The organism is Saccharothrix hoggarensis (assembly GCF_042678885.1).
GTDB classification, from domain to species: Bacteria; Actinomycetota; Actinomycetes; order Mycobacteriales; family Pseudonocardiaceae; genus Actinosynnema; species Actinosynnema hoggarensis.
Map to the genome: position 1 here is coordinate 1 of NZ_JBHTLK010000054.1, position 21,674 is coordinate 21,674.

Genomic DNA, 21,674 nt, shown 5'->3' on the forward strand with positions numbered 1-21,674 from the left:
CCGGGCGCGGGCCGGCCGGGCGTCGCCGGCCTGGCCGCGGCGTCAGCAGCTCGGCGCGTCGCCGCCCTTGCCGAGGGACTCCAAGGACTGGACGGCGTCGTCCAGCGTCTCGACCTTGACCAGGCGCATGCCCTCCGGGGCGTGCTGCTTGGCCTCGTCGCAGTTGCCGGCCGGCACGAGGAACACGGTGGCGCCGCCTTCCTGCGCCGCGACCATCTTGAACCCGATGCCGCCGATGCGGCCGACCTCGCCGCGGTCGTTGATCTCGCCCGTGCCCGCGACGGACTTGCCGCCGTTCAGCTCGCCCGGGGTCAGCTTGTCGACGATCGACAGCGCGAACAGCAGGCCGGCCGACGGGCCGCCCACGTCGCTCAGGCTGATCTTGATGTCGAACGGCACGTCCGCGCGGTCCAGCGGCAGCACGCCGAGGAAACCGGTCTCCCGGCCCTCGGTGCGGCCGAGCGTCACCGTCGACGTCTTGCGGTCCGACCCGCGCTGGTAGGTCAGCGAGACCTGGTCGCCGGGCTTGGTCTGCTCCAAAGCGCCCCGCACGTCGTCGGCGCTCGCGATCTGCCTGCCGTTGACCTCCAGCAGCCGGTCGTCGGGCTCCAGCACGGTGGCCGCGGCGCTGTCCTTGTTGATCTCCGCGGCGACGACCTTCATCGGGTAGTCGAGGTAGCGCAGCGCGGCGACCTCGGCGCTGGTCTGCGAATCCTGGAACGCCTTCACGTTCTGGTCGCGGACCTCCTGCTCCGACTCCCCCGGGCGGAAGAACTCCTCGCGCGGCGCGAGCGCGTACCGGCCGCTGATCCACAGGCCGAGCGCGCCGAACAGCGACACGTCGTCGGTCAGCGAGACCGTCGTCATGGTGAGCTTGCCGCCGGTCGGGAACGTCTCCTGGCCGTCGACGGCCACCACGTCGCCGCCGTCGACCTGGCCCAGCGTGTCGTAGGTCGGGCCGGGGCCCAGCGCCACGTACGGCACGCGCGCGAACCCGCCGAGCAGACCGAGCGCGAGGACGACCACGAGGCTGACCACGAGGGTCCACGTCCGCCGGGTCAGGCCGCGCCGTGGCGCGGGCGGTGGGGTTGGTGCCTGGTCCACGGCGGTGTCGGTGCCTTCGGTCACGCCCGACAGGGTACGACCACCCCGTCACGCTGCCGGCGAACCGGTACCGCACGGCGCGGTCGTCCCGCGTACCGTGGTGGCATGAGTGACCTGCCCTTCGGGTTCAGCCCGCAGGACCCCGACGACCGCAACCGCAAACCCGGAGACCAAGGGGAGAACCCCTTCGACTTCAACCAGCTCGGCGCGATGCTGAGCCAGCTCGGTGCGATGTTCAGCAATGCGGGCACGTCGTCCGGGCCGGTCAACTACGACCTCGCGAAGCAGATCGCCCTCCAGCAGCTCGCCGGCACGGGCGGCTCCGGCCTGGGGTTCAGCCCCGACCAGAACAGCGCGGTCACCGACGCGGTGCACCTCGCCGAGATGTGGCTCGACCCCGCGACGGCGCTGCCCGCCGGGTCCCGCACGACCCAGAGCTGGACCGCGCGCGAGTGGGTGGAGCGCACGCTGCCGACGTGGCAGCGGTTGTGCGACCCGGTGGCGCGGCGCGTGTCCGGCGCGTGGGTCGAGGCGATGCCCGCCGAGGCGAAGGAGGCCGCCGGCCCGCTGCTGTCCATGCTGGGACAGATGGGCGGCATGGCGTTCGGCTCGCAGCTCGGCGGCGCGCTGGCGCAGCTCGGCTCCGAGGTGCTGACGTCCACCGAGGTCGGACTGCCCCTCGGCCCCGAGGGCACGGCCGCGTTGCTGCCGGCCAACATCGAGAAGTTCACCGAGGGCCTGGAGCGGCCCGCCAGCGAGGTGCTGGTGTTCCTGGCCGCCCGCGAGGCGGCGCACCAGCGGCTGTTCAGCCACGTGCCGTGGCTGCGGCAGCGCCTGCTGGACACGGTCGAGGAGTTCGCCCGCGGCATCACCGTCGACACGTCGGCGCTGGAGCAGCTGGCCGGGCAGATCGACCCGGCGAACCCGGCGAGCATCGAAGAGGCGATGAAGTCGGGGATGCTCGAACCCCAGACCACGCCCGAGCAGAAGGCCGCGCTGACCCGGCTGGAGACGTTGCTGGCCCTGGTCGAGGGCTGGGTGGACGTGGTGGTGAACGAGGCGGTCGGCGAGCGGCTGCCGGGCGCCGAGGCGCTGCGGGAGACGCTGCGCAGGCGGCGCGCGTCCGGCGGGCCGGCGGAGCAGACGTTCGCCACGCTCGTCGGCCTGGAGCTGCGGCCCCGCCGGCACCGGTCGGCGGCGGCGCTGTGGAAGCTCCTCGGCGACCAGCACGGCATCGAGCAGCGCGACAGCGTGTGGGACCACCCGGACCTCGTGCCCACGGCGGAGGACCTGGACGACCCGATGGAGTTCGCCGAGCGGTTCGGCCAGACGCGCAAGGCGCTGGAGGACCCGATGGCGGAGCTGGAGCGCACCCTCCGCGAGAAGGACGAACCGGAGAAGGACGGGGAGTAGCGCCCCGCTCCCCCGCGAGGTCGCGTCGGTCGTTCGCGCCTCATCTCGTGGCGATCACGCTGGTCGATCGTCGGAGATCAGGCGCGAACGACCGACCTCCGGGCCGCCGGCCGCGGAGCAGCGGCCGTTCACCTCAGTCCTCCTCGGTGATGCCCAGGCCCGCCGCGGCCGAGAGGCCCTCCAGGTACCCGATGGCCCGCTCGGCCTTCGGGTACCTGTGCACGAGGTCCCAGAAGTCCTTGCCGTGCCCGGGGACCTCCAGGTGCGCCAGCTCGTGCACCAGCACGTAGTCGAGCACCCAGCCGGGCACGTCGCGCAGCCGTTCGCTGATCCGGATCGTGCCCTCGCTCGGCGTGCACGACGCCCACCTCGTGCGCATCGGCGGCACCCAGCGCACGCTGCTCGGCTGCACGCCGTCCAGGTACCGGTCGGCCAGCTCCTCGCACCGGGCGAGCAGCGCGGCGTCCGACGTGCGCGTGGGGGAACGCCGGCGGGTCTCGCTGCGCTGGAGGCGGCTCAGCATCTCCGCGACCCAGTGCTTCTCCTCGCTCTTGCTCATGCGAGCCGGCAGCAGGACGACGACCGTGTCCCCCTCGCGGTACGCGCTCACCATGCGACGGCGCCGGGCGCTGCGCCGCACCTCCACCTGCGGTTCGGGCATGGCGTTCACGGTAAGGCCAGAGACCGACAATCCGCGGCGGCCAAGCGGCGGTCTGTCGGGGGACCTACCGGCAGGTTCGTCCGAAAGGCGGCTGGACACGCCGGCCGCGGCGTGCAGCGGAGCGGCGTTCCCGGAGGTAGCGTGCAGCGCAACCCCCGAGTGTGGCGCAGATCGCCCCGCACTCTCGAAACAAGGGAGGAAGCCGTGGCCGAGACCTACAACGGCTACTGCGTCAAGTGCCGTGAGAAGCGGGACTTCACGGGCGAGGTGCACGAGAGCAACAACCGCAGGATGGCCAAAGGCAAGTGCCCGGTCTGCGGGACCACGGTGACCCGGATCCTCGGCAAGGCGAAGGTCTGACGCCGGCGGGTGGCCGGGTCCTGCGTTGCCCGGCCGCCCGTTCAGGCTCCGCGGCTCGACCAGGTCCGTCAAGCCTGGTCAGGCCCGCCTGTGGACAACTCAGAAGCCTGTGGACAGCCGTTTTGCCGGGCCGGCGATCGTCGGCACGCTGACGGTGTGGATCTCCCCAACCGCCCCAGGGTCCTGCCCGGCCTGCCGCTGCTGCGCCGCCGGGAGGGCGTCGTGCAGATCGGCACCGACCCGCGGCACGCCATGCTCGTCGAGGACGTGCCCGAGCCGATGGCGTCCGTCCTGCTCGGCCTCACCGGCCAGCACACCCTCACCGACCTGCGACAACGTCTCGCCGGTCACGGTCGCCAGGCGGCCGAGCTGGTCGGCCTCCTGCACGGCCTGACGCGCGCCGGGCTGGTGGAGGAGGCCGTGCCCCCGCCGCACCCCCGGCTGACCGCCGAGGCGACCGGGTGGGCGCTGCGCAGCCGCCGCCCGGCCACCGGGCTGGCCGCCACCCGTGCCGCCAAGGCCGTCGTCGTGCGCGGCGACGGGCCGCTCGCGGTGATCGTCGCGACGCTCCTCGCGGCCGCCGGAGTGGCACACGTTCGGGTGATAGCGCGGGGCCGCGTCGGGCCTGAGGACACCGGATCGGGTTACACCGAGTCGGACGTCGGCAGACCGCGCGCCGACGCCGCCCGGGACGCGGTGCGCCGGGCGTGCGGGACCGTGCGGTCGGGCGCTCGCGGGCCGGACCTCGTGGTGCTGGCCGACGCGTTGGTGCCCGCCCCGGAGCTGCTGCACCAGCTCCTCGCCGACCGCACGCCCCACCTGGCCGTGCGGGTCCGCGAAGGGCTCGGCGTGGTCGGACCGCTGGTCGTGCCCGGTCGCAGCAGCTGCCTGAGGTGCGCGGACCGGCACCAGGCCGACGTCGACCCGACGTGGCCGCTGGTCGCCGCCCAGCTCGTCGGCCGGTCCCAGCACGCCGACCTGGCCACCGTCACGGCCACCGCCGGCGTCGCGGTCGGGCAGGTTCTCCTGGCGCTCGACGGCCCGCCCGGCGCGTCCGTCGGGACCGCGTCCGGGACCAGGCCGCCGACGTGGGACGCGACGTTGGAGGTCGACGCGTTCACCGGGGCGGTCGAACACCACCTGGCGCCCGTGCACCCCCGCTGTGAGTGCCGTTCGGCGACTTGATCCGTCCCTCAGGTTGGGCTGTGTAGGTTTTGTGGGAGAGGCGCGAACCACTGCGAACTCGTGCACGGGCGGGAGGAGAATCACCGGGTGAGCGAGATCCCGCGCAAGGCAGCGCACCGCACCGCCAAGCTGGCCAGTCTCCCGCTCGGCGTGGCGGGCCGCGTGGTGGGCGGCTGGGGCAAGCGCCTGGCAGGCCGCAGCTCCGAGGAGGTCAGCGCCGAGGTGTCGGCGAAGACCGCGGAGCAGGTGTTCGCGGTGCTCGGGCAGCTCAAGGGCGGCGCGATGAAGTTCGGCCAGGCCCTGAGCGTGTTCGAGGCCGCGGTGCCGGACGAGCTGGCCGAGCCGTACCGCGAGGCGTTGACCAAGCTCCAGACGGCCGCGCCGCCGATGCCCTCGCGCACCGTGCACCGCGTGCTGGCCGAGCAGCTCGGCGCGGGGTGGGCGAAGCGGTTCTCGTCGTTCGACGACAACCCGGCCGCGTCCGCGAGCATCGGCCAGGTGCACCGGGCGGTGTGGCACGACGGCCGCGACGTGGCGGTGAAGGTGCAGTACCCCGGCGCCGACGAGGCGCTGCAGACCGACCTGAAGCAACTGCTGCGGTTCAGCCGGGTGTTGCAGGCGATCATGCCCGGCACCGAGGTCAAGCCGTTGTTGGAGGAGCTGCGGGACCGGTACCTGGAGGAGCTGGACTACCGGACCGAGGCCGACAACCAGCGGGTGTTCGCCAAGGCGTTCGACGGTGACGACCGGGTGCTCGTGCCGCGCGTGGTGGCCAGCTCGCCGAAGGTGATGGTCACCGAGTGGACCGACGGCGTCCCGCTGTCGAAGATCATCCGAGAGGGTGAACCCGAGGAGCGCGACCTGGCCGGTCAGCTCCTGTCGGAGTTCCACTTCTCCGCGCCGAGCCGGTCCGGGCTCCTGCACGCCGACCCGCACCCGGGCAACTTCATGCTCGGTGACGACGGCCGGCTGCGCGTGCTCGACTTCGGGGCCGTCGCGCGGCTGCCCGACGGGCTGCCCAAGACGCTCGGCCTGATGACCAGGCTGGCGCTGGACGGCCGGTCCCAGGACCTCGTGGAGCTGCTGCGGGCGGAGCGGTTCATCCGGCCCGGCACCGAACTGCACGCCGAGGACGTCCTCAACTACCTGGCGCCGTTCGTCGAGCCGCTGCGGACGGAGACGTTCCACTTCACCCGGCGGTGGCTGCAGAAGCAGGCGGAGCGCGTCGGCGACCTCCGGAGCCCCGAGTCGCAGACGGGACGGTCGCTGAACCTGCCGCCCCAGTACCTGCTTATCCACAGGGTGACGTTGGGCGCGACGGGCATCCTCTGCCAGCTCGACGCGAACGTGCAGGCCAGGGCCATCGTCGCCCGCTGGCAACCGGGCTTCGACGACTGAGTTGTCCACAGCCCGTCTAGTTGTCCACAGATCACGACCGGCCACTGGCCCGATCCCCGGAACCACCCGAAGATCGAAGCATGACCGACGTGATCAAGACCGCGGAGCTGAAAGCGGCCGGCGTCCCCGGCTACGTGATCGACCTCAAGTGCCGCCCCGGCGGGCCGTGGCAACGCATCCTGCCGGGCGTCCTGCTGCTGAGCCCCGCGCCGCCCACGAGGGCGCAACGCGTCCGGGCTGCCCTCGCCTACGCCGGTGAAGGCGCGGTCGTCACCGGCGTCGACGCCCTGCGCGCCCACGGCCTCACACCCCTGCCCCACCCACACCCCAAGATCCACCTGCTGAGCCCGCCGGCGACCCGCCGAGCCAACCCCGACCAGGTGATCCTGGAACGCACGACCCGCCCGCCCGAGGTCGTGCTGCGCGACGGCCTCCCCGTGGCCGAGCCGACAAGGGCAGCCCTGGACGCCGCCCGCCACGACCCGAACCCGTTGCGCCAACACCACATGCTGGCGACGGCGGTGTCCACGGGCCTGTGCACGGTCGCCGGCCTGACCGCGGAGCTGAACGCGGGCAGCAAGCGGGGCTCAGCCACCCCAAGGTCAACCCTGAAACTCCTAGCCGCCCTACTCCGCTAACCACCCACCCACCAACCCCGCCCACCCACACCAACCACCCGCCCACGCCCACGCACCCACCCGGCACCAGACACGCAGCCGCACCCCACCGGCCAAACCCACCGCCCGACCGGCCCGACCGGCAGCCTCACCCCGCCGGCCCCACGCCCACCAGCAGCCGACCGGACCGGCGGGCAGTCACACCCCGCCGGCTCACACAGCCGCGGATCTCACCGGTCAACCCCAGCCTTGCCCACCGGCCCGCTCCATTGCCCGAGCTCGCCCGGCCGAATCCACACCCTCCGCCACCAGCCCGAAGACCGAGTCGCCCCGCCGCCCCGGCGCTCATCCAGCGCACCAGGCCGTCGAACTGGCGGCCGGACCGGCTAGTTCCAGTAGTCGCTGGGCAGCTTGCCCTCGATGTCTCGCACATGCGCCCGCGCGCAGACGTGGCACAGCCACTGGGCGTCCGAGCGCTCCGACGAGCGGGGGTCGCCGGCACCGGTGGTCCGTGCTCTGGGCTCTCGTTGGTGGACCCAGGCGAGGAGGTCTGCCGGATCGGTCACCGAGGACCGCGTCCGGCCGCATCGGGCACAGGCCTCCGTCACGGCTTGCGACCCACGTACACCGTGTTGGCGGTCAGCAGGAACACGTCGTCGCGCAACCCGAGGAAGGCGGAATCGTGTGGGTCGAGGAGGCGGCTGACCGTGCGGCGGTCGGCGGGGTGCAGGAGGTCGCCGGCGACCTCCATGTGCCACTGCAGCCGGTTCACCGCCCAGTCGCGGACCGCCTGCTTGGCGGGCGCCGGGTGGTCGATCAGGTAGCTGAACGCCGTCACCTCGACCAGGCCGGCCTCGGCGAGCGCGGTGTTCCAGCCGCCCGCCATCCGGACGGCGCCTTCCGTGTTCTCGCGCATCCGCACGAACCACTGGGCACGGGCGGCCGCCAGCCTGTCCTGCAGGCCCGGTTCGCCGATGCCGAGGTCGAACGGGAGGAACTTGCCCTCCAAGCCGCCTTCGGCCAGCGCCAACCACCCACCCGGCGCGACGGCGTCGACCAACCCCAGCACGGCCGCACGTTGATCCGGGAGGTGGTGCACCACGTTCGACGCCCACACCAGCTGCGCGGGCCCGGCGAGGTCCGCCGGCCGCTCGGTGGCGAGGTCGGCCAGCACGGGCCGGATGTGCACGGTGGTCGTGCTCGTGTCGGTCTCGTACGAGGCCGCCGAGCGCGCGAGGCCGGTCGCCACGTCGAGCAGCTCCGGCGCGCCGTCGACCAACACCACCGTGCCCCCGCCCCGGGCGGACAGGGCTTCGACCAGTGCCACGCTCATCCCGCCCGCGCCGCACCCGACGTCCAGCACGGTCGGGTTGTCGGGCAGGGCGCGCACCAGTCTCCGCGCGACCACGCGGTGGGCCTCGCCGTCCAGTTCGTCGGCCTGCCGCAGGGCGGTCAGCCGCGACGACCAGTCGATGCCGTCGTGCGAGTGGGCATGGGTGTGAGAGTGAGCTGCCACACGTCGACGGTACCCACCGCGGGCCGAACCCTCCGCTTGAAATTCGGCCCGAGCGCGACCACGACCACTCGGCCGGCTGCCGTCCATTCGACTCGCCCACCGCCGATCGCTCTCCGCTGGAATGCGATCGGTGGCTACGGCGGAGGCCCGCCTGCCCCGTCGAGGTGACGGGGCAGGCGGGCCGGCGTGCGCACTCAGATCGCGTGGGCCTTCAGGGCGGCCCGGCGCGCGGCCCATCCGGCGAACCGACGCCACCTGCGAGCGACGATGAGCCGGTGGGCCAGCCGATGCTGTCGCGCGTATATCTCCGCGTCATGCATTCGGGATCTGGCGAGATTTTCTTCGAGCAGCATGGGGTTCCCCTTGGGGTTGATCTCGATGAGCATTGCTTCGTCGCGGGTGGATCGATACGTGGTCACGCGGCGGCCTCCTGGTCGTTAGCCCCCCGGACAACGGTCGCGGCGGGCGCCGCGGGCACAACGGTCGCGGCGGGCGCCGCGGGAACAACGGGTGCCGCGTCCTTGCGGGGGCGTCCACGGGGACGCTTCCGCGCGATCACGGCTCCGCGCTCGAAGATCTCGCCACCCCAGACGCCCCACGGCTCGTGGCGGGCGATCGCCCCGGCGAGGCACTCGGCGATCACCGGGCAGGAGGCGCAGAACCGCTTCGCCTCCTCCAGCTCGGCCGGCGAGTCGGCGAACCACAGGTCGGGGTTGTTGGTGCGGCAAGGAAGCTCCAAGCCGGCGTCGGGCGCGGTGTCGATCAGAGAAGCGACTCCCGCTCCGGCGAGCTCCGGCTCGGTGGACAACGTCCCGTTTATGGGGACGGTCGCGGTCAACATCAGGTGGACTCCTGTCAAGGGTGTTGCATGGGGTTTTGGTCGTGCGAACTGCGTTGTAAAACGGGTTTGAACAGCACAAAGGCCGCGGATCCGGTTACGGGTCCGCGGCCTTGGTGAGCTTCGTGGCCTGACTACAAGGTGGTCAGGTACTTCGCTCGTGCGCGGACGGCGCAACGATCTGAGTCGGACGGACGGTCGGCGCGTGCGGCGCCGGCACCTGGATCAGCTGAACTCGCTCAGCGCCCCACTTGAGGGCGTGGCGATCGCGGGCAGACTTCTCCCCCGCGACGAGAGCAGCGCCGGACACGAGAACGACCCCGGACTTCAGGTAACCGGGCGTCTCGAAGCACATGAGAGTGTTCACGGCCGGTCACCTCCTCGGGTGTCTCGTGTCGACTGCAAGCTCTTGAATCCCCAGCGGGCGCTTCGCGCCCGGCCTCAGCAGGTTATGACCCGGCGCACGGCGGGTGCAACCGGTTTTTCCAAATACCTGTCGATCGTGTGAAAGTTCAGCGTTTGCCCTGCACAGAGCGCTGCGACGCGAGCACTCGTCCGGACCAACCGTGCCGACGTCAGGCTGACGGGAGCGCTTTGTCCCGCCGGCGGGACAGTCGTCACCGCTCGCCGCGCACCAGGGACAGCACGTCGTCGCCGAAGCGGTCCAGTTTGGACGCTCCGATGCCCGAGATGGCGACCAGGCCCGCGACGTCCTCGGGGCGCTGCTCGGCGATCGCCACGAGAGTCGCGTCGGTGAACACGACGTAGGCGGGCACCTTCAGCTCACGCGCCCGGTCCGCCCGCCACGCCCGGAGCTTGGCCAGCAGCTCCTCGTCGACGTCCGACGGGCACGAGGCGCACCGGCTCAGCTTGATCGACCGCGCGTCCACCAACGCCGACCCGCACACGCGGCACTGCGGCTTCGGCTTGCGCTGCAGCGGCTCCCGCTTGACCGCGCGCGACGCCGGGTGGTCCTCGGGCACCAGCCCGTAGAGGAACCGGCTGCGCCGGCGGTAACGACGCCCGCCCGCGGCCCGCGCCAACGCCCACGACAACCACAGGTGCACGCGCGCACGCGTCACACCCACGTACAGCAACCGGCGCTCTTCCTCGACGGCCGCCTCGTCGCCGTCCGCGTGCTGGATCGGCAGCGTCCCCTCGACCAGCCCGACCAGGAACACCGCGTCCCACTCCAGGCCCTTCGCCGCGTGCAGCGACGCGAGGGTCACGCCCTCCACGGTCGGCGGGTGCTGCGCCTCGGCCCGCAGCTCCAGCTCGGTGACGAACTTCGGCAGGTCCGCGCCGTCCACGGTGGTGACGAGTTCCTCGGCCAGCTCGACGAGCGCGAGCAGCGACTCCCACTTCTCGCGCGCCGACCCGCCGGCGGGCGGCTCGTCGGTCAGGCCGATCCCGGCCAGCACCTCCCGCACCACCTTGGGCAGCTCGCCGGTCGGCTCGTGCGCCGCCGCCGACCGCAGCGCGACCATCGCCTGCCGCACCTCGGCCCGCTGGAAGAACCGCTCCCCGCCCCGCACCTGGTACGGCACGCCGACCTCGGCCAACGCCTGCTCGAACACCTCGGACTGGGCGTTCACCCGGTACAGGACGGCGATCTCGCTCGCCGCCACGCCCTCGTCCAGCAGCGCCTTGACCCGCTGCGCGACGGCCGCCGCCTCCAGCGACTCGTCGTCGAACTCGGTGAACGTCGGCTTCGGACCGTCCGGGCGCTGCCCGATCAGCCGCAGCCTCGACCCGGCGGGACGGCCGCGCGCCGACTTGATCACGTCGTTGGCCAGCTCCACGACCTGCGGCGTCGACCGGTAGTCCCGTTCCAGCCGCACCACCGCCGCGGCCGGGAACCGGCGCGGGAAGTCGAGCAGCGGCCGCGGCGAGGCGCCCGCGAACGAGTAAATGGTCTGGTTGGCGTCGCCGACGACGGTCAGGTCGTCGCGCTCGCCCAGCCACGCGTCGAGCACGCGCTGCTGCAAGGGGGTGACGTCCTGGTACTCGTCCACGACGAAGCACCGGTACCGGTCGCGGAACTCCTCGGCGACCTCGCCGTGCTCCTCCAACGCCGCCGCGGTGTGCAGGAGGAGGTCGTCGAAGTCGAGCAGCTGCGCCTGGTTCTTCAGCTCCTCGTACGTCCGGTAGACCTGCACGACCTGCTCGGCGGGCGCGGGCGTGTCACGGCTCGTGCGGGCGGCCGCGGCCGGGTAGTCCTCGGGCGCGACGAGCGACGCCTTGGACCACTCGATCTCGCCGGCCAGGTCGCGCAGCGAGTCGGACTCGGTGGACAGGCCGGCGCGGTTCGCGGCCTGCGCGACCAGCCGGAGCTTGTTGCGGTCGATCAGCTGCCACTGCTCGCCGCCGACGACGCGCGGCCAGAAGTAGCGGAGCTGGCGCAGCGCGGCGGCGTGGAACGTGCGGGCCTGCGCGCCGTGCACGCCGAGCGCCCGCAACCGCGTCCGCATCTCGCCCGCGGCACGTGCGGTGAACGTGACGGCGAGGACTTGACCTGCGGAAACGTGACCGCGTTGGACCAAGTAGGCGATCCTGTGCGTGATCGTGCGGGTCTTGCCCGTGCCGGCTCCCGCGAGGACGCACACCGGACCGCGCGGAGCCTCCACGGCGGCACGCTGTTCCGGGTCCAGTCCCTCCAGCAGCCGGTCCATGCGCAGCATCCTCGCAGAGCACAGCGAGTACTCCCGTCATGGGGCGACGCGGCGCGCCGTATCCTGGTGGGTATGGCTGGTAAGCAGGACAAGGCGGCCGCCAAGGCGGCTGCCAAGGAAGCGGCGAAGGCTCGGCGCGCGGCATCGAAGGCGAAGCGCAGCCAGATCTTCGAGGCGTTCAAGATGCAGCGCCGCGAGGACAAGGCGCTCGTGCCGTTGATGCTGGCGTGCCTGCTCGGCGCGACGGCCGCGGCGTTCCTGATCGGCCTCATCTGGGACATGCAGTGGGTGCTGCTGCCCATGGGCATCGCGGTGGGCGCGCTGCTCGCGGTCATCGTGTTCGGCCGCCGGGTGCAGCGCACGGTGTACGCGAAGGCCGACGGCCAGCCGGGCGCGGCGGCGTGGGCGCTGGACAACCTGCGCGGCAAGTGGCGCGTCACCCAGGCGGTGGCGGGCACGACGAGCGGCGACATGGTGCACCGGGTGCTCGGCCGGCCGGGCGTGGTGCTGGTCGCCGAGGGCGCGCCGCACCGGGTGAAGGGCCTGCTCGCGCAGGAGAAGAAGCGGGTGGCGCGGGTGATCGGCGAGACGCCGATCTACGACGTCGTCGTCGGCACGGAGGACGGCCAGGTGCCGCTTCGCAAGCTGCAGGGCCACCTGATGAAGCTGCCGCGCAACATCTCGACCGCCCAGGTCGACACGATCGACAACCGCCTGGCCGCGCTGGCCAGCCGCGGCGCGGCGCTGCCGAAGGGCCCGATGCCCCAGGGCGCCAAGATGCGCAACGTGCAGCGCGCCATGCGCCGTCGCTGACGTTCGCGCAGCTCAGACCCGCTCAGGCCCGTTCCGGACAGTCGTTCCGGGCGGGCCTGACGCGTGTCCGCGTGTCCGTGTGTCCGCGTGTGTCCGCGTGGTTGGGCGACCCGGCCCTGGGCTCAGCGGACGCGGATGACGACGGTGCCCGCGACCTTGTCGTGCAGGCCCCGGCCGTCGGCGTCCCAGACCACGGCCGGGATGATCGGGAAGATCAACGCCGTGCGCAGCGCCGCCCGCGGCAGACCGACGATCCCGGCGCCGTCCAGCCGGGCGACCCGGAGGCCGAACAGCGCGTGACCAGGGGTGAAGCCGAAGAAGCCGACCGCGATGACGGTGATGGCGAACCAGGCCAGCAGGCTCCAGTTCTTCGGCAGGTCGGGCATGGTGAACAGCCCCGCGACCCCCGCGGACAGCAGGAAGTCGACCATGATGGCGATCGCGCGCCGACCCGTGGACGCCACCGAGCCGGGGCCGGACTGGGGCAGGCCGAGGCGTTCACCCCGCCACCGCTGCCCGGTACCGTCGCCGGAGTCGGCGCCGGGCTCCAACGCCGAACGGGGTCCAGACAGCCACGAACCGGTCCACTTGCTCACCCCACCAGAGTAAGCGCCGTGCTCAGCGGGTGAGGAGCGACGGTCCGGTTGCCCGACCTGGGGACCCCGTTAACACTGGCGAAACACCAGGGTGATGGCTGGGCAACACCGCGGTCTTAGTTTCGCCACGATGGCAGGCCGCACACCGCAGCGGCGTACAACCACGCCCCCACCGCAGCAGAGGAGTCGACGAGGGTGTTCAAGAATCCCGACGAGGTCCTGAAGTACATCTCCGACGAGGGCGTTAAGTTCATCGACGTCCGCTTCAGCGACCTGCCCGGCGTGATGCAGCACTTCACGCTCCCCGCCTCCGCGTTCGACGCCGACGCCATCGCCGAGGGCCTCGCGTTCGACGGCTCGTCCGTCCGCGGCTTCCAGTCGATCCACGAGTCGGACATGCTGCTGCTGCCCGACCTGTACACCGCTCGCCTCGACCCGTTCCGGATCGAGAAGACGCTGATCGTCAACTTCTTCGTGCACGACCCGTTCACGCGTGAGGCGTACAGCCGCGACCCGCGCAACATCGCGCGCAAGGCCGAGCAGTACATCACCGAGTCGGGCATCGCGGACACCGCGTACTTCGGCGCCGAGGCCGAGTTCTACATCTTCGACTCGATCCGCTTCGACACCACGGCGAACGCCTCGTTCCACGAGATCGACGCCATCTCCGGCGCCTGGAACACCGGCCGTGACGAAGAGGGCGGCAACCGCGGCTACAAGGTCAAGTACAAGGGCGGCTACTTCCCCGTCACGCCGACCGACCACTACGCCGACCTGCGCGACAAGATGGTCCTGAACATGCAGGCCCAGGGCTTCACCGTCGAGCGCGCGCACCACGAGGTCGGCACCGGCGGCCAGGCCGAGATCAACTACAAGTTCAACACGCTGCTGCACGCCGCGGACGACCTGATGCTGTTCAAGTACATCATCAAGAACACCGCGTGGCAGGCCGGCAAGACCGTCACGTTCATGCCGAAGCCGCTGTTCGGCGACAACGGCTCGGGCATGCACACCCACCAGTCGCTGTGGAAGGACGGCCAGCCGCTGTTCCACGACGAGTCCGGTTACGCGGGCCTGTCGGACACGGCGCGCCACTACATCGGCGGCATCCTGCACCACGCGCCGTCGCTGCTGGCGTTCACCAACCCGACGGTGAACTCCTACCACCGCCTGGTGCCGGGCTACGAGGCCCCGGTGTCGCTGGTCTACTCCCAGCGCAACCGCTCGGCGTGCGTGCGCATCCCGATCACCGGCAACAACCCGAAGGCCAAGCGCATCGAGTTCCGCTGCCCCGACTCGTCGGGCAACCCGTACCTGGCGTTCTCCGCCATGGTGATGGCGGGCCTCGACGGCGTGAAGAACAAGATCGAGCCGCCGGCCCCGATCGACAAGGACCTCTACGAGCTTCCGCCCGAGGAGGCCCGCGACGTCAAGCAGGTGCCGGCGTCCCTGGACGCGGTGCTGGACAGCCTCGAGGCGGACCACGAGTTCCTGCTCGAGGGCGGCGTCTTCACGCCGGACGTCATCGACACCTGGATCACGTTCAAGCGGGAGGAAGAGATCAACCCGCTGCGCCTCCGCCCGAACCCGTACGAGTTCGCGCTGTACTACGACGTGTGATCGGCGCGGGGCTCTGGCCAGCAGTTCCACCGGTTGAAGCCCCACCCAGGCCGCCTCCAGGCCGTGTGAGCTGGAGAGGCCGTCAGATCCTCCACAGGCCGAAGGCCGGGTGACTACCACAGTCACCCGGCCTTCGGCTTTCGCATCTCTCACACAGCGCACCAGCGGCAGGCCTTCTATGGTCCTGTCATGGTTGACGTTTGGACCGCACTGATCTCGGGCGGTACCGCTCTTGGCGGTGTCTTGATAGCCAATATCTGGCAGGGCCACCGAGAGGACAAACGATGGAAACGGGAAGACCGGTACCGCTTCGTCGAGCACAAGCGAGAACTTTACGCGGACTTCCTCGGTCGACTTGACGAGTGGATACGAGAGATTCAACCAGCCAGTGTCTCCCGACTGATTGGGGTCGATCCAACAAAAGATTGGATCCACACTATCGGCGATAACAAGCGAAAAGAAGTCGCTCTTGCCCAGGATCGACTCCGACTTATCTCGGACACTGTATGGAAGGCAACTAATCCCGTCACCCAAAAGCTTGACCACATCACTTCCCAAATTCACGAAACCGGCCGCGAACCAGATGCGAAAGAATGGTCAGCCGAGACGACACATCGAAATAATTTGATCAAGGTGATGAAAAAGGATCTTGGAGTCGTTGAAGACAGTTGACCGTTATGCAATGCAGCCGAACACCGCATCGACCGCCGCCAGCGTCCGCTCGTGGCTGGCAGGCATCAGGTGCGTATAGACCCGCAGGGTGAAGGCCGGGTCCGCATGGCCCAGATATTCAGCGAGTGCCCTGATGCTTACGCCTGCCTCCAGGAGCGACGAGGCGTAGAAGTGCCTCAGCGCGTGGAAGCCCTCGGCACGGCCCGGCGTCTCGACCCCGGCATCTCTCAGCGCCGGCTTCCAGACATAGTGGTTGAACGAGTGCCGGTGGAGCTGCTTCGACTCGCGCGTATATATAAGGAGCGGCACCGTCACGAGCTTGCCGTCAGGGGAGCCCCACGGGAGCGTGACCGGCAGCGGCTCGAACTTGTCCGTGTGCGCCTTGATCGCATCCGCCACGCTCTTGGCCAATGGCACATCGCGGGTCTTACCGTGTTTCGGTGGACCGAAAATCATCTTGCCGCGCACGATCTTGACCTGCCGTAGCACGTGAATGACTCCCTCCGACTCGTCCACGTCATCCGGCGAGAACCCGAATACCTCACCCTGTCGGAGACCGCACCCAGCGCCGAGGTTGACGCCGACCCGGTACCGCGCACCCAACTTCTCCCGGACCGCGTGAACGCGCTTCTCCGACCACGGAACGATCTTCGGATACTCTCCCCGCGGCTTGATAACGGACTTTCCGTTGCACGGGTTCTTGCGCAACCGCTCGTCATCAATCGCCGCCGTAAAGATTGCCGAAACGTTGGCGAAGATGCTGCGCCGGTAAGTCTCGGCCAAGCCCTTCTGCTGGAGCTTGCGCTCCCACGCTTGGACGGTGGACGGCTGAATGAGCCGCAGCTCCGTGTCACCGAAGTACGGGTACACGTGGAGCTTGAGCCGGAGTTCCACCCCCTCACGCGTGAATGTACGCGCGTCGATCCAGTGCTTCTCCGCGTAGTCGCGGAACGTGATCTTCCCCGCGTCGGGGTCGAGATACGTACCCTTGTTCTTGTCGTTCTCCATCTCGTGCAAGAAGGCGTCAGCCGCACCCTTCTGCCGGTCCGGGAACATCTTCGAGCGCTCCCGACCATCCGGGCCGGGGAAACGGACCTTGTACCGCATTCCCTTCCCAAACTGCGGAGTCTTCTCCCGCTTGCCGTCTCGAACGGTCCACCAGCGGTCTTGCACGTGACCCATGACAGACTTCTCCTGTGTGCCGAATTGCCGAAAGTTTTATGCCGCGTTCTGGCCGAGGCCGTTGAACCACTCACGCACCTTTTCCGGGTCCCACCGCAGGTGCTTGCCGACCTTGCGAGCCGGAGGCCCGTAGTTCTTGCTGCGCCAGCCACGAATGGTGTGCACCGGTACGCCGAGGAAGGCTGAGAGATCGTCAACGCCCCACAGCCGGTCGAACTCGTTCCCGCTCATTGCCGTCCCCCTCCCCACGTCTCAGGCCGCTTGTGGAACTGCCGAAAGATCGGGCGGTGCACCGCTGGCCGCCAGCAAGGCCCGGTCATACTCGGCCTTCCAGGTCACGCGCTGGGCTATGGCGTGCATGAGCTGGTGCGCGCGTGGTGGCACGTTGGGGTCACCGGGCCGGACCTTGTGCCAGACGAGCTGTGACGTGTCGGGTTCCGGCTTCTCGATGCCCACGGCCTTCAGCGCCTCGATGACGAACCGCTTCCGGTCGGCCCGGTGATCGGCCAGCGTCTTGCCCGACCACTTCCGCGACACCAGCACCCGGCGACCAGGCAGACCGAGCGTGGTCCGCCGATGCGCCCGCCCCTTGCAGTGACCCGGAGTGGTCCGAGAGCTAACGCCGCGCGGCTGCACGCCGTAGAGCAGCCACACCGGGCAACGGTCAGAGCACGGCGTCACGGCCAGCTCGTCAGCCACGCGGTCAGCGTGCCGCCGTTGCCGGTCGGTGGTCTGCTCGACCACTTCACCGATGGACTTGGTGAGGTACTTGGTCAGGTAGCCGATGTGGCGTCCGGCCTCTCCCGAGCCGCCGAGGATGCCCTTGGAGTGCACCTGGCGGCCGAAGGTCACCACGTGCGCCGGTTCCTCAACCGCCTCGACCGCATCCGCCCAGGCCGTCAACGGCTGCCGGGTGTCCGGGTCGACGAACGCTTCCGCCCGTGCGTCCCAGACCGGCAGGTGGTCACCGCTGTAGACGCGTTCGTCGTGGTTGGGCCACCAGACCTGGTGGTAGGTGGCCGCCGTGACGAGCCGGATGGTCTCGTGCGGGATCGAACCGCGGACTGCCGCATGAAGGTGCGGCGCCGCTCGCTTCTGCGGCTCGACCGTGGCGAAGTACTGCACATCCCAGCCGACGACCCGGCGCAGGTTCTGCCACCACCGGTCGACCAGCGAGGCGAAGTGCACCGCGTCCCGAGCCGCCCGCCGGTAGTCGTACGAGTCCGGATCGACCGGAGTCCCGTCATCCCGCACCCGCCCATAGGTGTCGAGCGTGAGCGTGACGAACATCGAGGGCCGGAACCCTCCCGCGTACTCCCGGCCCACGGTCCGCTTCTCCACCCGCCGCCGAGGCAGGTTCGGCGCATCCTGCCGACGCCTGGTCGACCGCTTCACGGGCCGCCTGCCCGGCACGTCGGGCGAGGGGAAGCGACCCCGGACGCCGAGTTGCCGAAGTTCCTCGTCGACCGAGTGGATCTCCTCCCGCAGCTCGTCCGCATCACCTGCTGCCCCAACCTCAACCGCCTCCCGGTACGCCTTGACCAGGTCGGCCCGAAACGTCAGCAGCTCCTTCTGATCCTTGGTTGGTGGGTCAGGGGTGAAGTCGGGTTCCTCGGCCATGTGCCAGCCCTCACGGCACTGGGCCATCCGCAACGCCTTGGCCTTCTTCGCACACGGCGCACAGACGCTCTCCACCGTCGACCCGCACGGCACGGCGACGTAGCGAATCTCGTAGGTGGCCCGGTCCTCGACTTCCATCGTGAACGGCCGCACGCACACGCCGTGCTGCTCCGCCGCAGCTTTCGCCACGTCCAGCGCCATCGGCTGACGCATCCGCTCAGCCCGCGTACCAGTCGTCACGCCGCTACCTCCTCGGCACCGTCCGGCTTGGTCGGGAACGGCCGCACCTCGGCAGGCCGGAAGTAGTCGCGCAGCGTCGCCAGGTCCGCATCGGTGACGTTGAACGCCCGAGCGCGCTCCGGCTCCCGCTGCCCGTCCTGCTTGACCCAGGCGACACCGGGCGTGTTCTCGCTGATCTCGTGAGCCGCCGCCCCACGCTGGCGGACACCGTCGCCAAGCACCATGTCCACCTGTTGCGGCTCATCGAGCCGCAGGGCAACGCGGGTGCTGAACAGGTGCCGGAAGGAGACGACCTCCTTACGCGGGTCCTGTACCAAGCCGACGAGCACGTACCCCGGAGCCCGCCCCTGGGAGGCGATCGTCTGCACAGCTCGTGCCGCACGCTCCCGGAGCTGCTTGTCCGCCTGATAGGCGATCACGTCCGCCAGCTCGTCCACGATGAGCACGGTCAACGGCTCACCGGTGTCCCGAGCCCACAGCCGCCGGATGCCCCGGTATCGCGCCGCCCGTTCCTTCACCTCAGCGGCGATCTCCTCCAGCAGCTCGACCGCGTCAGCGCCGCTGCCGAACACCAAGCGGTCGAAGGCGTCGGGCACCTGGCCCAGCTCCATGCCGCCCTTCGGGTCGATCCCGACCAGGCGCACCAGGCCCGCCCGAACCGCCGGCGCAAGCTGCCACACGATCGACCACAACACCGAGCCCTTACCGGCACCGGGCACGCCGACCACGAGGAGCTGAGACCCCAGCAGTCGCACCCGCCACGGCTTGCCCGTCTCCGTCCGCCCGACAACCACCCGCTTGAAGTCGACGTCGGCCGAGCCTTCCAACGCAGGAACGGGCACCGGCCGCACGAGCGGGTCAGCGTGCACGAAGTCCAGTTCGAGCAGCCGAGGCCGCAGCACCCGGACCCGGCACGACCGAGCGCCGAACGAGTGCGCCAGGTTGTCACGCCGCAGCTCCCACGCCTCGGGCGACTGGGCCGGGATCATCCGCACCCGTACCCGGTCCCGCCATCCCTCCGACCGGACGCGCCGCAGCTTGGGCCGGTACTCACGGCCACGGTCGCGCTTGGCCAGGTCCGACAGCCGCATCACCGAACGCCACTTCGGGACGTAGACCGTCGCCCGCCGCCACTCGGTCACCAGCCGGTACCAGCCATGCCGCAGAAACGACCCACGATCCAGGCCAGCCCAGACCAGCAAAGCCGCTACCAGCGACAACAGAGCCAGCACCAGCGGCGAGAGCCCGAACCGCCACCAGCACCAGGCCGCCGACACGGGCACCAGCGTCACGACCGGGTACCGGACCACGACGACCACCAGGCGCACGACGCCGACCAACACCAACCACACCAGCGCCACCAAGGCCGCGATCCACTTGGCCTTGCCCGGCACCAACACCCACCACGGCACCCGAGGCCGCACACCCTCGAACGGAGCCGGATCCACCCACTTGGCGCCGTTCACAGCACACCGCCGACAGCACCGAAGATGAGCGGCAACCACCCCATGCAGGCGCAGCAGTCGAGCTGATTCGGGGCGTAGACACCGAACCGCTTGCACGACCGGCACCGCCGGCCGTTGGGCAACTTCCACAGACCGGTGGGGCGTCGACTTGACGTGCGCCCCCTGAAGACCGATACCCTTGACATGACCGAAACCCCCTTGTGTCGCAACAAAAGCGCACGAGATACCCGGTCGGTGTGTCGTCGGGAAACAGCCTCAGCCCGCCAAGACTTGAATCTGTTTCCCGCGACCCACACCAACCGGCACGAATCGTTCAGTTGTCACGCGACGCGCTGTCAGCCGGACGCGATCAGCCGTCCTCCACGACCTCGAACAGGTCCGCGAAGCTCATCGTCTTGAACGCGCTCAGCGCACCGGCGATGAACACCGGACCAGGCCGCAGCTCATCGGCCAGGACCTTGCCCACCGTCGAACGGTGAACCCCCAGCGCGTCCGCGATCTCGTAATCGGACTCCAGGCCCGCGACGCGCGTCGCCAGGTCGAACCGGTCCACCCGGAGCCGCACGGTGTACCGAACTCCACCGCCGACACGCGACCGCCTACGCCGACGCCTCACCGGTCGGCTCCGCGATCCCCGGCACGTCCGGCATCGATGGCTTCACCCTTCTCCCGCTCGCGCTTGGCCCAGTACAGCGCCTCGTGGTGGTGCCCTCGGTCGATCTCCGCGACCCGCGCGTACACGTCGGCCGACCGCAGGAAGAACGTCCGCCGCACAGCCGGGTCCGCGTCGGGTGCCGGCATCACCCTGACCAGCGCCTCATGCGCGTATTTCAACGACGTGACGGCCCGCGCCGCTCGCCACAGTCCCTCATCCGAAGCCCGCTTCGCCTTGCTCATGTCCCGTCCTCGTCCGGGTTGACACGGGCGTGCTCGATCCGCGCCCGACGATCGAATTCCTCGGCGGCGACGGCGCAGGCGTGACGAGCCCACAAGGGCACGCCCAGATCAGCGGCCAAGATCCGCCACGCCCGCGCCACCGCCAAGTAGCTGTCAGCCAGCCGAAGCACCGTCGTCGGGTCGTCCACAGTGGATGCCGCGAACAGTGCTTCGGTCTGCTCCGCGTACGCGAGGTTCCACCGGGCGACCGCCTCACGAGACGACCGCACCACCTCACGCCGCCTTCTGCTCGCCCTGCGGCTTCTCCGCACGCTTCGGAGCAGCACCCACCTGCGGCGACACGATGCCCGTAGCCCGGATCGTGAACCCCTGGTACTTGTACCGATCCCCCATCACCCGCGGCTCGACCGTCAGGCCCTCGAACGCCACCGGCCGCACCTCGACACCGGGCATCACCTGCACGGCCTGCGGCGGCACCGGCTGCACGTCAGCCAGGATCGTCACCGTCACCGACGCGTCCCGCTCCTTCTCGGCGGACGGGTCCGTGACCACGACCTTCCACTGCCGCTTGCCCGTGCGCTCGTCCACACGCTGCTTGGCCTGCCGACCGCGCCCCTTGTCCTCCGCGCTCATGTACTCCATGTCCGGCGCGACCTCACCGACCATCAACGCCCCCTGGGGAAACACTTGGTCGAACGCCGCCTCGAACCGAGTCCCGTACGGAACCGCCACCAGCCACCTCCGTCACCTTGCCAGCCTGCCTATGCGAGCTAGCCATGTCACGAGAGTAAGACAGCTTGGCTA

The 21,674-nt window shown here is 70.2% G+C and carries 24 protein-coding genes; 8 read left to right on the forward strand and 16 right to left on the reverse strand.

Going from position 1 to position 21,674, the window contains the following annotated elements; translation table 11 throughout:
* Positions 1-42: 42 nt before the first annotated feature.
* Positions 43-1,128 (reverse strand): YlbL family protein, encoded by a 1,086-nt coding sequence (locus ACFQ3T_RS13070; protein ID WP_380723501.1) that lies wholly within the window; start codon positions 1,126-1,128, stop codon positions 43-45.
* 81 nt (positions 1,129-1,209) lie between these two features.
* On the opposite strand from ACFQ3T_RS13070, the gene ACFQ3T_RS13075 reads away from it, so the two are divergent.
* Positions 1,210-2,517 carry a zinc-dependent metalloprotease gene (locus ACFQ3T_RS13075; protein WP_380723502.1) on the forward strand — a complete coding sequence of 436 codons (1,308 nt, stop codon included), beginning with the start codon at positions 1,210-1,212 and terminating at the stop codon, positions 2,515-2,517.
* A 133-nt stretch (positions 2,518-2,650) separates the two neighbouring features.
* Here the strand turns inward: ACFQ3T_RS13075 and ACFQ3T_RS13080 are convergent, their stop codons facing one another.
* Positions 2,651-3,178, reverse strand: a complete 528-nt coding sequence (locus ACFQ3T_RS13080) for a M48 metallopeptidase family protein (RefSeq protein ID WP_380723503.1) — start codon at positions 3,176-3,178, stop codon at positions 2,651-2,653.
* A 204-nt stretch (positions 3,179-3,382) separates the two neighbouring features.
* Here ACFQ3T_RS13080 and ACFQ3T_RS13085 point away from each other — a divergent pair, with 204 nt between their 5' ends.
* The 4 genes from ACFQ3T_RS13085 (at position 3,383) to ACFQ3T_RS13100 (ending at position 6,759) form a co-directional block, all read left to right on the forward strand.
* Complete coding sequence (locus ACFQ3T_RS13085; protein ID WP_015098458.1) at positions 3,383-3,538, forward strand: DUF5679 domain-containing protein; 156 nt, start codon at positions 3,383-3,385, stop codon at positions 3,536-3,538.
* A gap of 156 nt (positions 3,539-3,694) precedes the next feature.
* The gene (locus ACFQ3T_RS13090; RefSeq protein WP_380723504.1) at positions 3,695-4,723 is read left to right on the forward strand and encodes a ThiF family adenylyltransferase; all 1,029 of its coding nucleotides are present in this window, start codon (positions 3,695-3,697) and stop codon (positions 4,721-4,723) included.
* A gap of 87 nt (positions 4,724-4,810) precedes the next feature.
* Complete coding sequence (locus ACFQ3T_RS13095) at positions 4,811-6,121, forward strand: ABC1 kinase family protein (protein ID WP_380723505.1); 1,311 nt, start codon at positions 4,811-4,813, stop codon at positions 6,119-6,121.
* Positions 6,122-6,201: 80 nt separating this feature from the next.
* Complete coding sequence (locus ACFQ3T_RS13100) at positions 6,202-6,759, forward strand: hypothetical protein (RefSeq protein ID WP_380723506.1); 558 nt, start codon at positions 6,202-6,204, stop codon at positions 6,757-6,759.
* A gap of 583 nt (positions 6,760-7,342) precedes the next feature.
* On the opposite strand, the gene ACFQ3T_RS13105 is transcribed toward ACFQ3T_RS13100, so the two are convergent.
* The 5 genes from ACFQ3T_RS13105 to ACFQ3T_RS13125 form a co-directional block, all read right to left on the reverse strand.
* Positions 7,343-8,254: a class I SAM-dependent methyltransferase gene (locus ACFQ3T_RS13105; RefSeq protein ID WP_380723507.1), complete on the reverse strand. Its 912-nt coding sequence runs from the start codon at positions 8,252-8,254 to the stop codon at positions 7,343-7,345.
* A 194-nt stretch (positions 8,255-8,448) separates the two neighbouring features.
* Positions 8,449-8,673 (reverse strand): hypothetical protein, encoded by a 225-nt coding sequence (locus ACFQ3T_RS13110; RefSeq protein ID WP_380723508.1) that lies wholly within the window; start codon positions 8,671-8,673, stop codon positions 8,449-8,451.
* On the reverse strand, positions 8,670-9,095 hold the full coding sequence (locus ACFQ3T_RS13115) for a WhiB family transcriptional regulator (RefSeq protein WP_380723509.1): 426 nt from the start codon (positions 9,093-9,095) through the stop codon (positions 8,670-8,672). Before ACFQ3T_RS13115 ends, ACFQ3T_RS13110 begins: the two co-directional genes overlap by 4 nt.
* Positions 9,096-9,237: 142 nt before the next feature.
* Positions 9,238-9,459 carry a hypothetical protein gene (locus tag ACFQ3T_RS13120; protein ID WP_380723510.1) on the reverse strand — a complete coding sequence of 74 codons (222 nt, stop codon included), beginning with the start codon at positions 9,457-9,459 and terminating at the stop codon, positions 9,238-9,240.
* Between the two features lie 250 nt (positions 9,460-9,709).
* A complete protein-coding gene (locus ACFQ3T_RS13125; protein WP_380723511.1) occupies positions 9,710-11,773 on the reverse strand; it encodes an ATP-dependent DNA helicase UvrD2 in 2,064 nt (687 codons plus the stop codon).
* Between the two features lie 63 nt (positions 11,774-11,836).
* Between ACFQ3T_RS13125 and ACFQ3T_RS13130 the strand changes: the two genes are divergently transcribed.
* Positions 11,837-12,577: a DUF4191 domain-containing protein gene (locus ACFQ3T_RS13130; protein WP_380723512.1), complete on the forward strand. Its 741-nt coding sequence runs from the start codon at positions 11,837-11,839 to the stop codon at positions 12,575-12,577.
* Between the two features lie 122 nt (positions 12,578-12,699).
* Here ACFQ3T_RS13130 and ACFQ3T_RS13135 read toward each other — a convergent pair whose 3' ends face one another.
* Positions 12,700-13,173: an RDD family protein gene (locus tag ACFQ3T_RS13135; protein ID WP_380723513.1), complete on the reverse strand. Its 474-nt coding sequence runs from the start codon at positions 13,171-13,173 to the stop codon at positions 12,700-12,702.
* Positions 13,174-13,368: 195 nt separating this feature from the next.
* Here ACFQ3T_RS13135 and glnA point away from each other — a divergent pair, with 195 nt between their 5' ends.
* Complete coding sequence (gene glnA, locus ACFQ3T_RS13140) at positions 13,369-14,793, forward strand: type I glutamate--ammonia ligase (protein ID WP_380723514.1); 1,425 nt, start codon at positions 13,369-13,371, stop codon at positions 14,791-14,793.
* Between the two features lie 189 nt (positions 14,794-14,982).
* A complete protein-coding gene (locus ACFQ3T_RS13145; RefSeq protein WP_380723515.1) occupies positions 14,983-15,465 on the forward strand; it encodes a hypothetical protein in 483 nt (160 codons plus the stop codon).
* Between the two features lie 3 nt (positions 15,466-15,468).
* Here the strand turns inward: ACFQ3T_RS13145 and ACFQ3T_RS13150 are convergent, their stop codons facing one another.
* From ACFQ3T_RS13150 to ACFQ3T_RS13185, 8 genes are all read right to left on the reverse strand, one after another.
* Entirely contained in the window at positions 15,469-16,647 is a 1,179-nt protein-coding gene (locus ACFQ3T_RS13150; RefSeq protein ID WP_380723516.1) for a tyrosine-type recombinase/integrase, read from the reverse strand.
* A 36-nt stretch (positions 16,648-16,683) separates the two neighbouring features.
* A complete protein-coding gene (locus tag ACFQ3T_RS13155; RefSeq protein ID WP_380723517.1) occupies positions 16,684-16,878 on the reverse strand; it encodes a helix-turn-helix transcriptional regulator in 195 nt (64 codons plus the stop codon).
* Between the two features lie 21 nt (positions 16,879-16,899).
* Complete coding sequence (locus tag ACFQ3T_RS13160) at positions 16,900-18,480, reverse strand: replication initiator (RefSeq protein WP_380723538.1); 1,581 nt, start codon at positions 18,478-18,480, stop codon at positions 16,900-16,902.
* Between the two features lie 23 nt (positions 18,481-18,503).
* Positions 18,504-19,919 (reverse strand): FtsK/SpoIIIE domain-containing protein, encoded by a 1,416-nt coding sequence (locus ACFQ3T_RS13165; protein ID WP_380723518.1) that lies wholly within the window; start codon positions 19,917-19,919, stop codon positions 18,504-18,506.
* Positions 19,920-20,322: 403 nt separating this feature from the next.
* The gene (locus ACFQ3T_RS13170; protein WP_380723519.1) at positions 20,323-20,538 is read right to left on the reverse strand and encodes a transcriptional regulator; all 216 of its coding nucleotides are present in this window, start codon (positions 20,536-20,538) and stop codon (positions 20,323-20,325) included.
* Between the two features lie 47 nt (positions 20,539-20,585).
* Positions 20,586-20,870, reverse strand: a complete 285-nt coding sequence (locus tag ACFQ3T_RS13175) for an AMED_5909 family protein (RefSeq protein WP_380723520.1) — start codon at positions 20,868-20,870, stop codon at positions 20,586-20,588.
* The gene (locus ACFQ3T_RS13180; protein ID WP_380723521.1) at positions 20,867-21,139 is read right to left on the reverse strand and encodes a hypothetical protein; all 273 of its coding nucleotides are present in this window, start codon (positions 21,137-21,139) and stop codon (positions 20,867-20,869) included. Before ACFQ3T_RS13180 ends, ACFQ3T_RS13175 begins: the two co-directional genes overlap by 4 nt.
* Before the next feature lie 4 nt (positions 21,140-21,143).
* Positions 21,144-21,602 carry a hypothetical protein gene (locus ACFQ3T_RS13185; protein WP_380723522.1) on the reverse strand — a complete coding sequence of 153 codons (459 nt, stop codon included), beginning with the start codon at positions 21,600-21,602 and terminating at the stop codon, positions 21,144-21,146.
* Between the last annotated feature and the right edge of the window lie 72 nt (positions 21,603-21,674).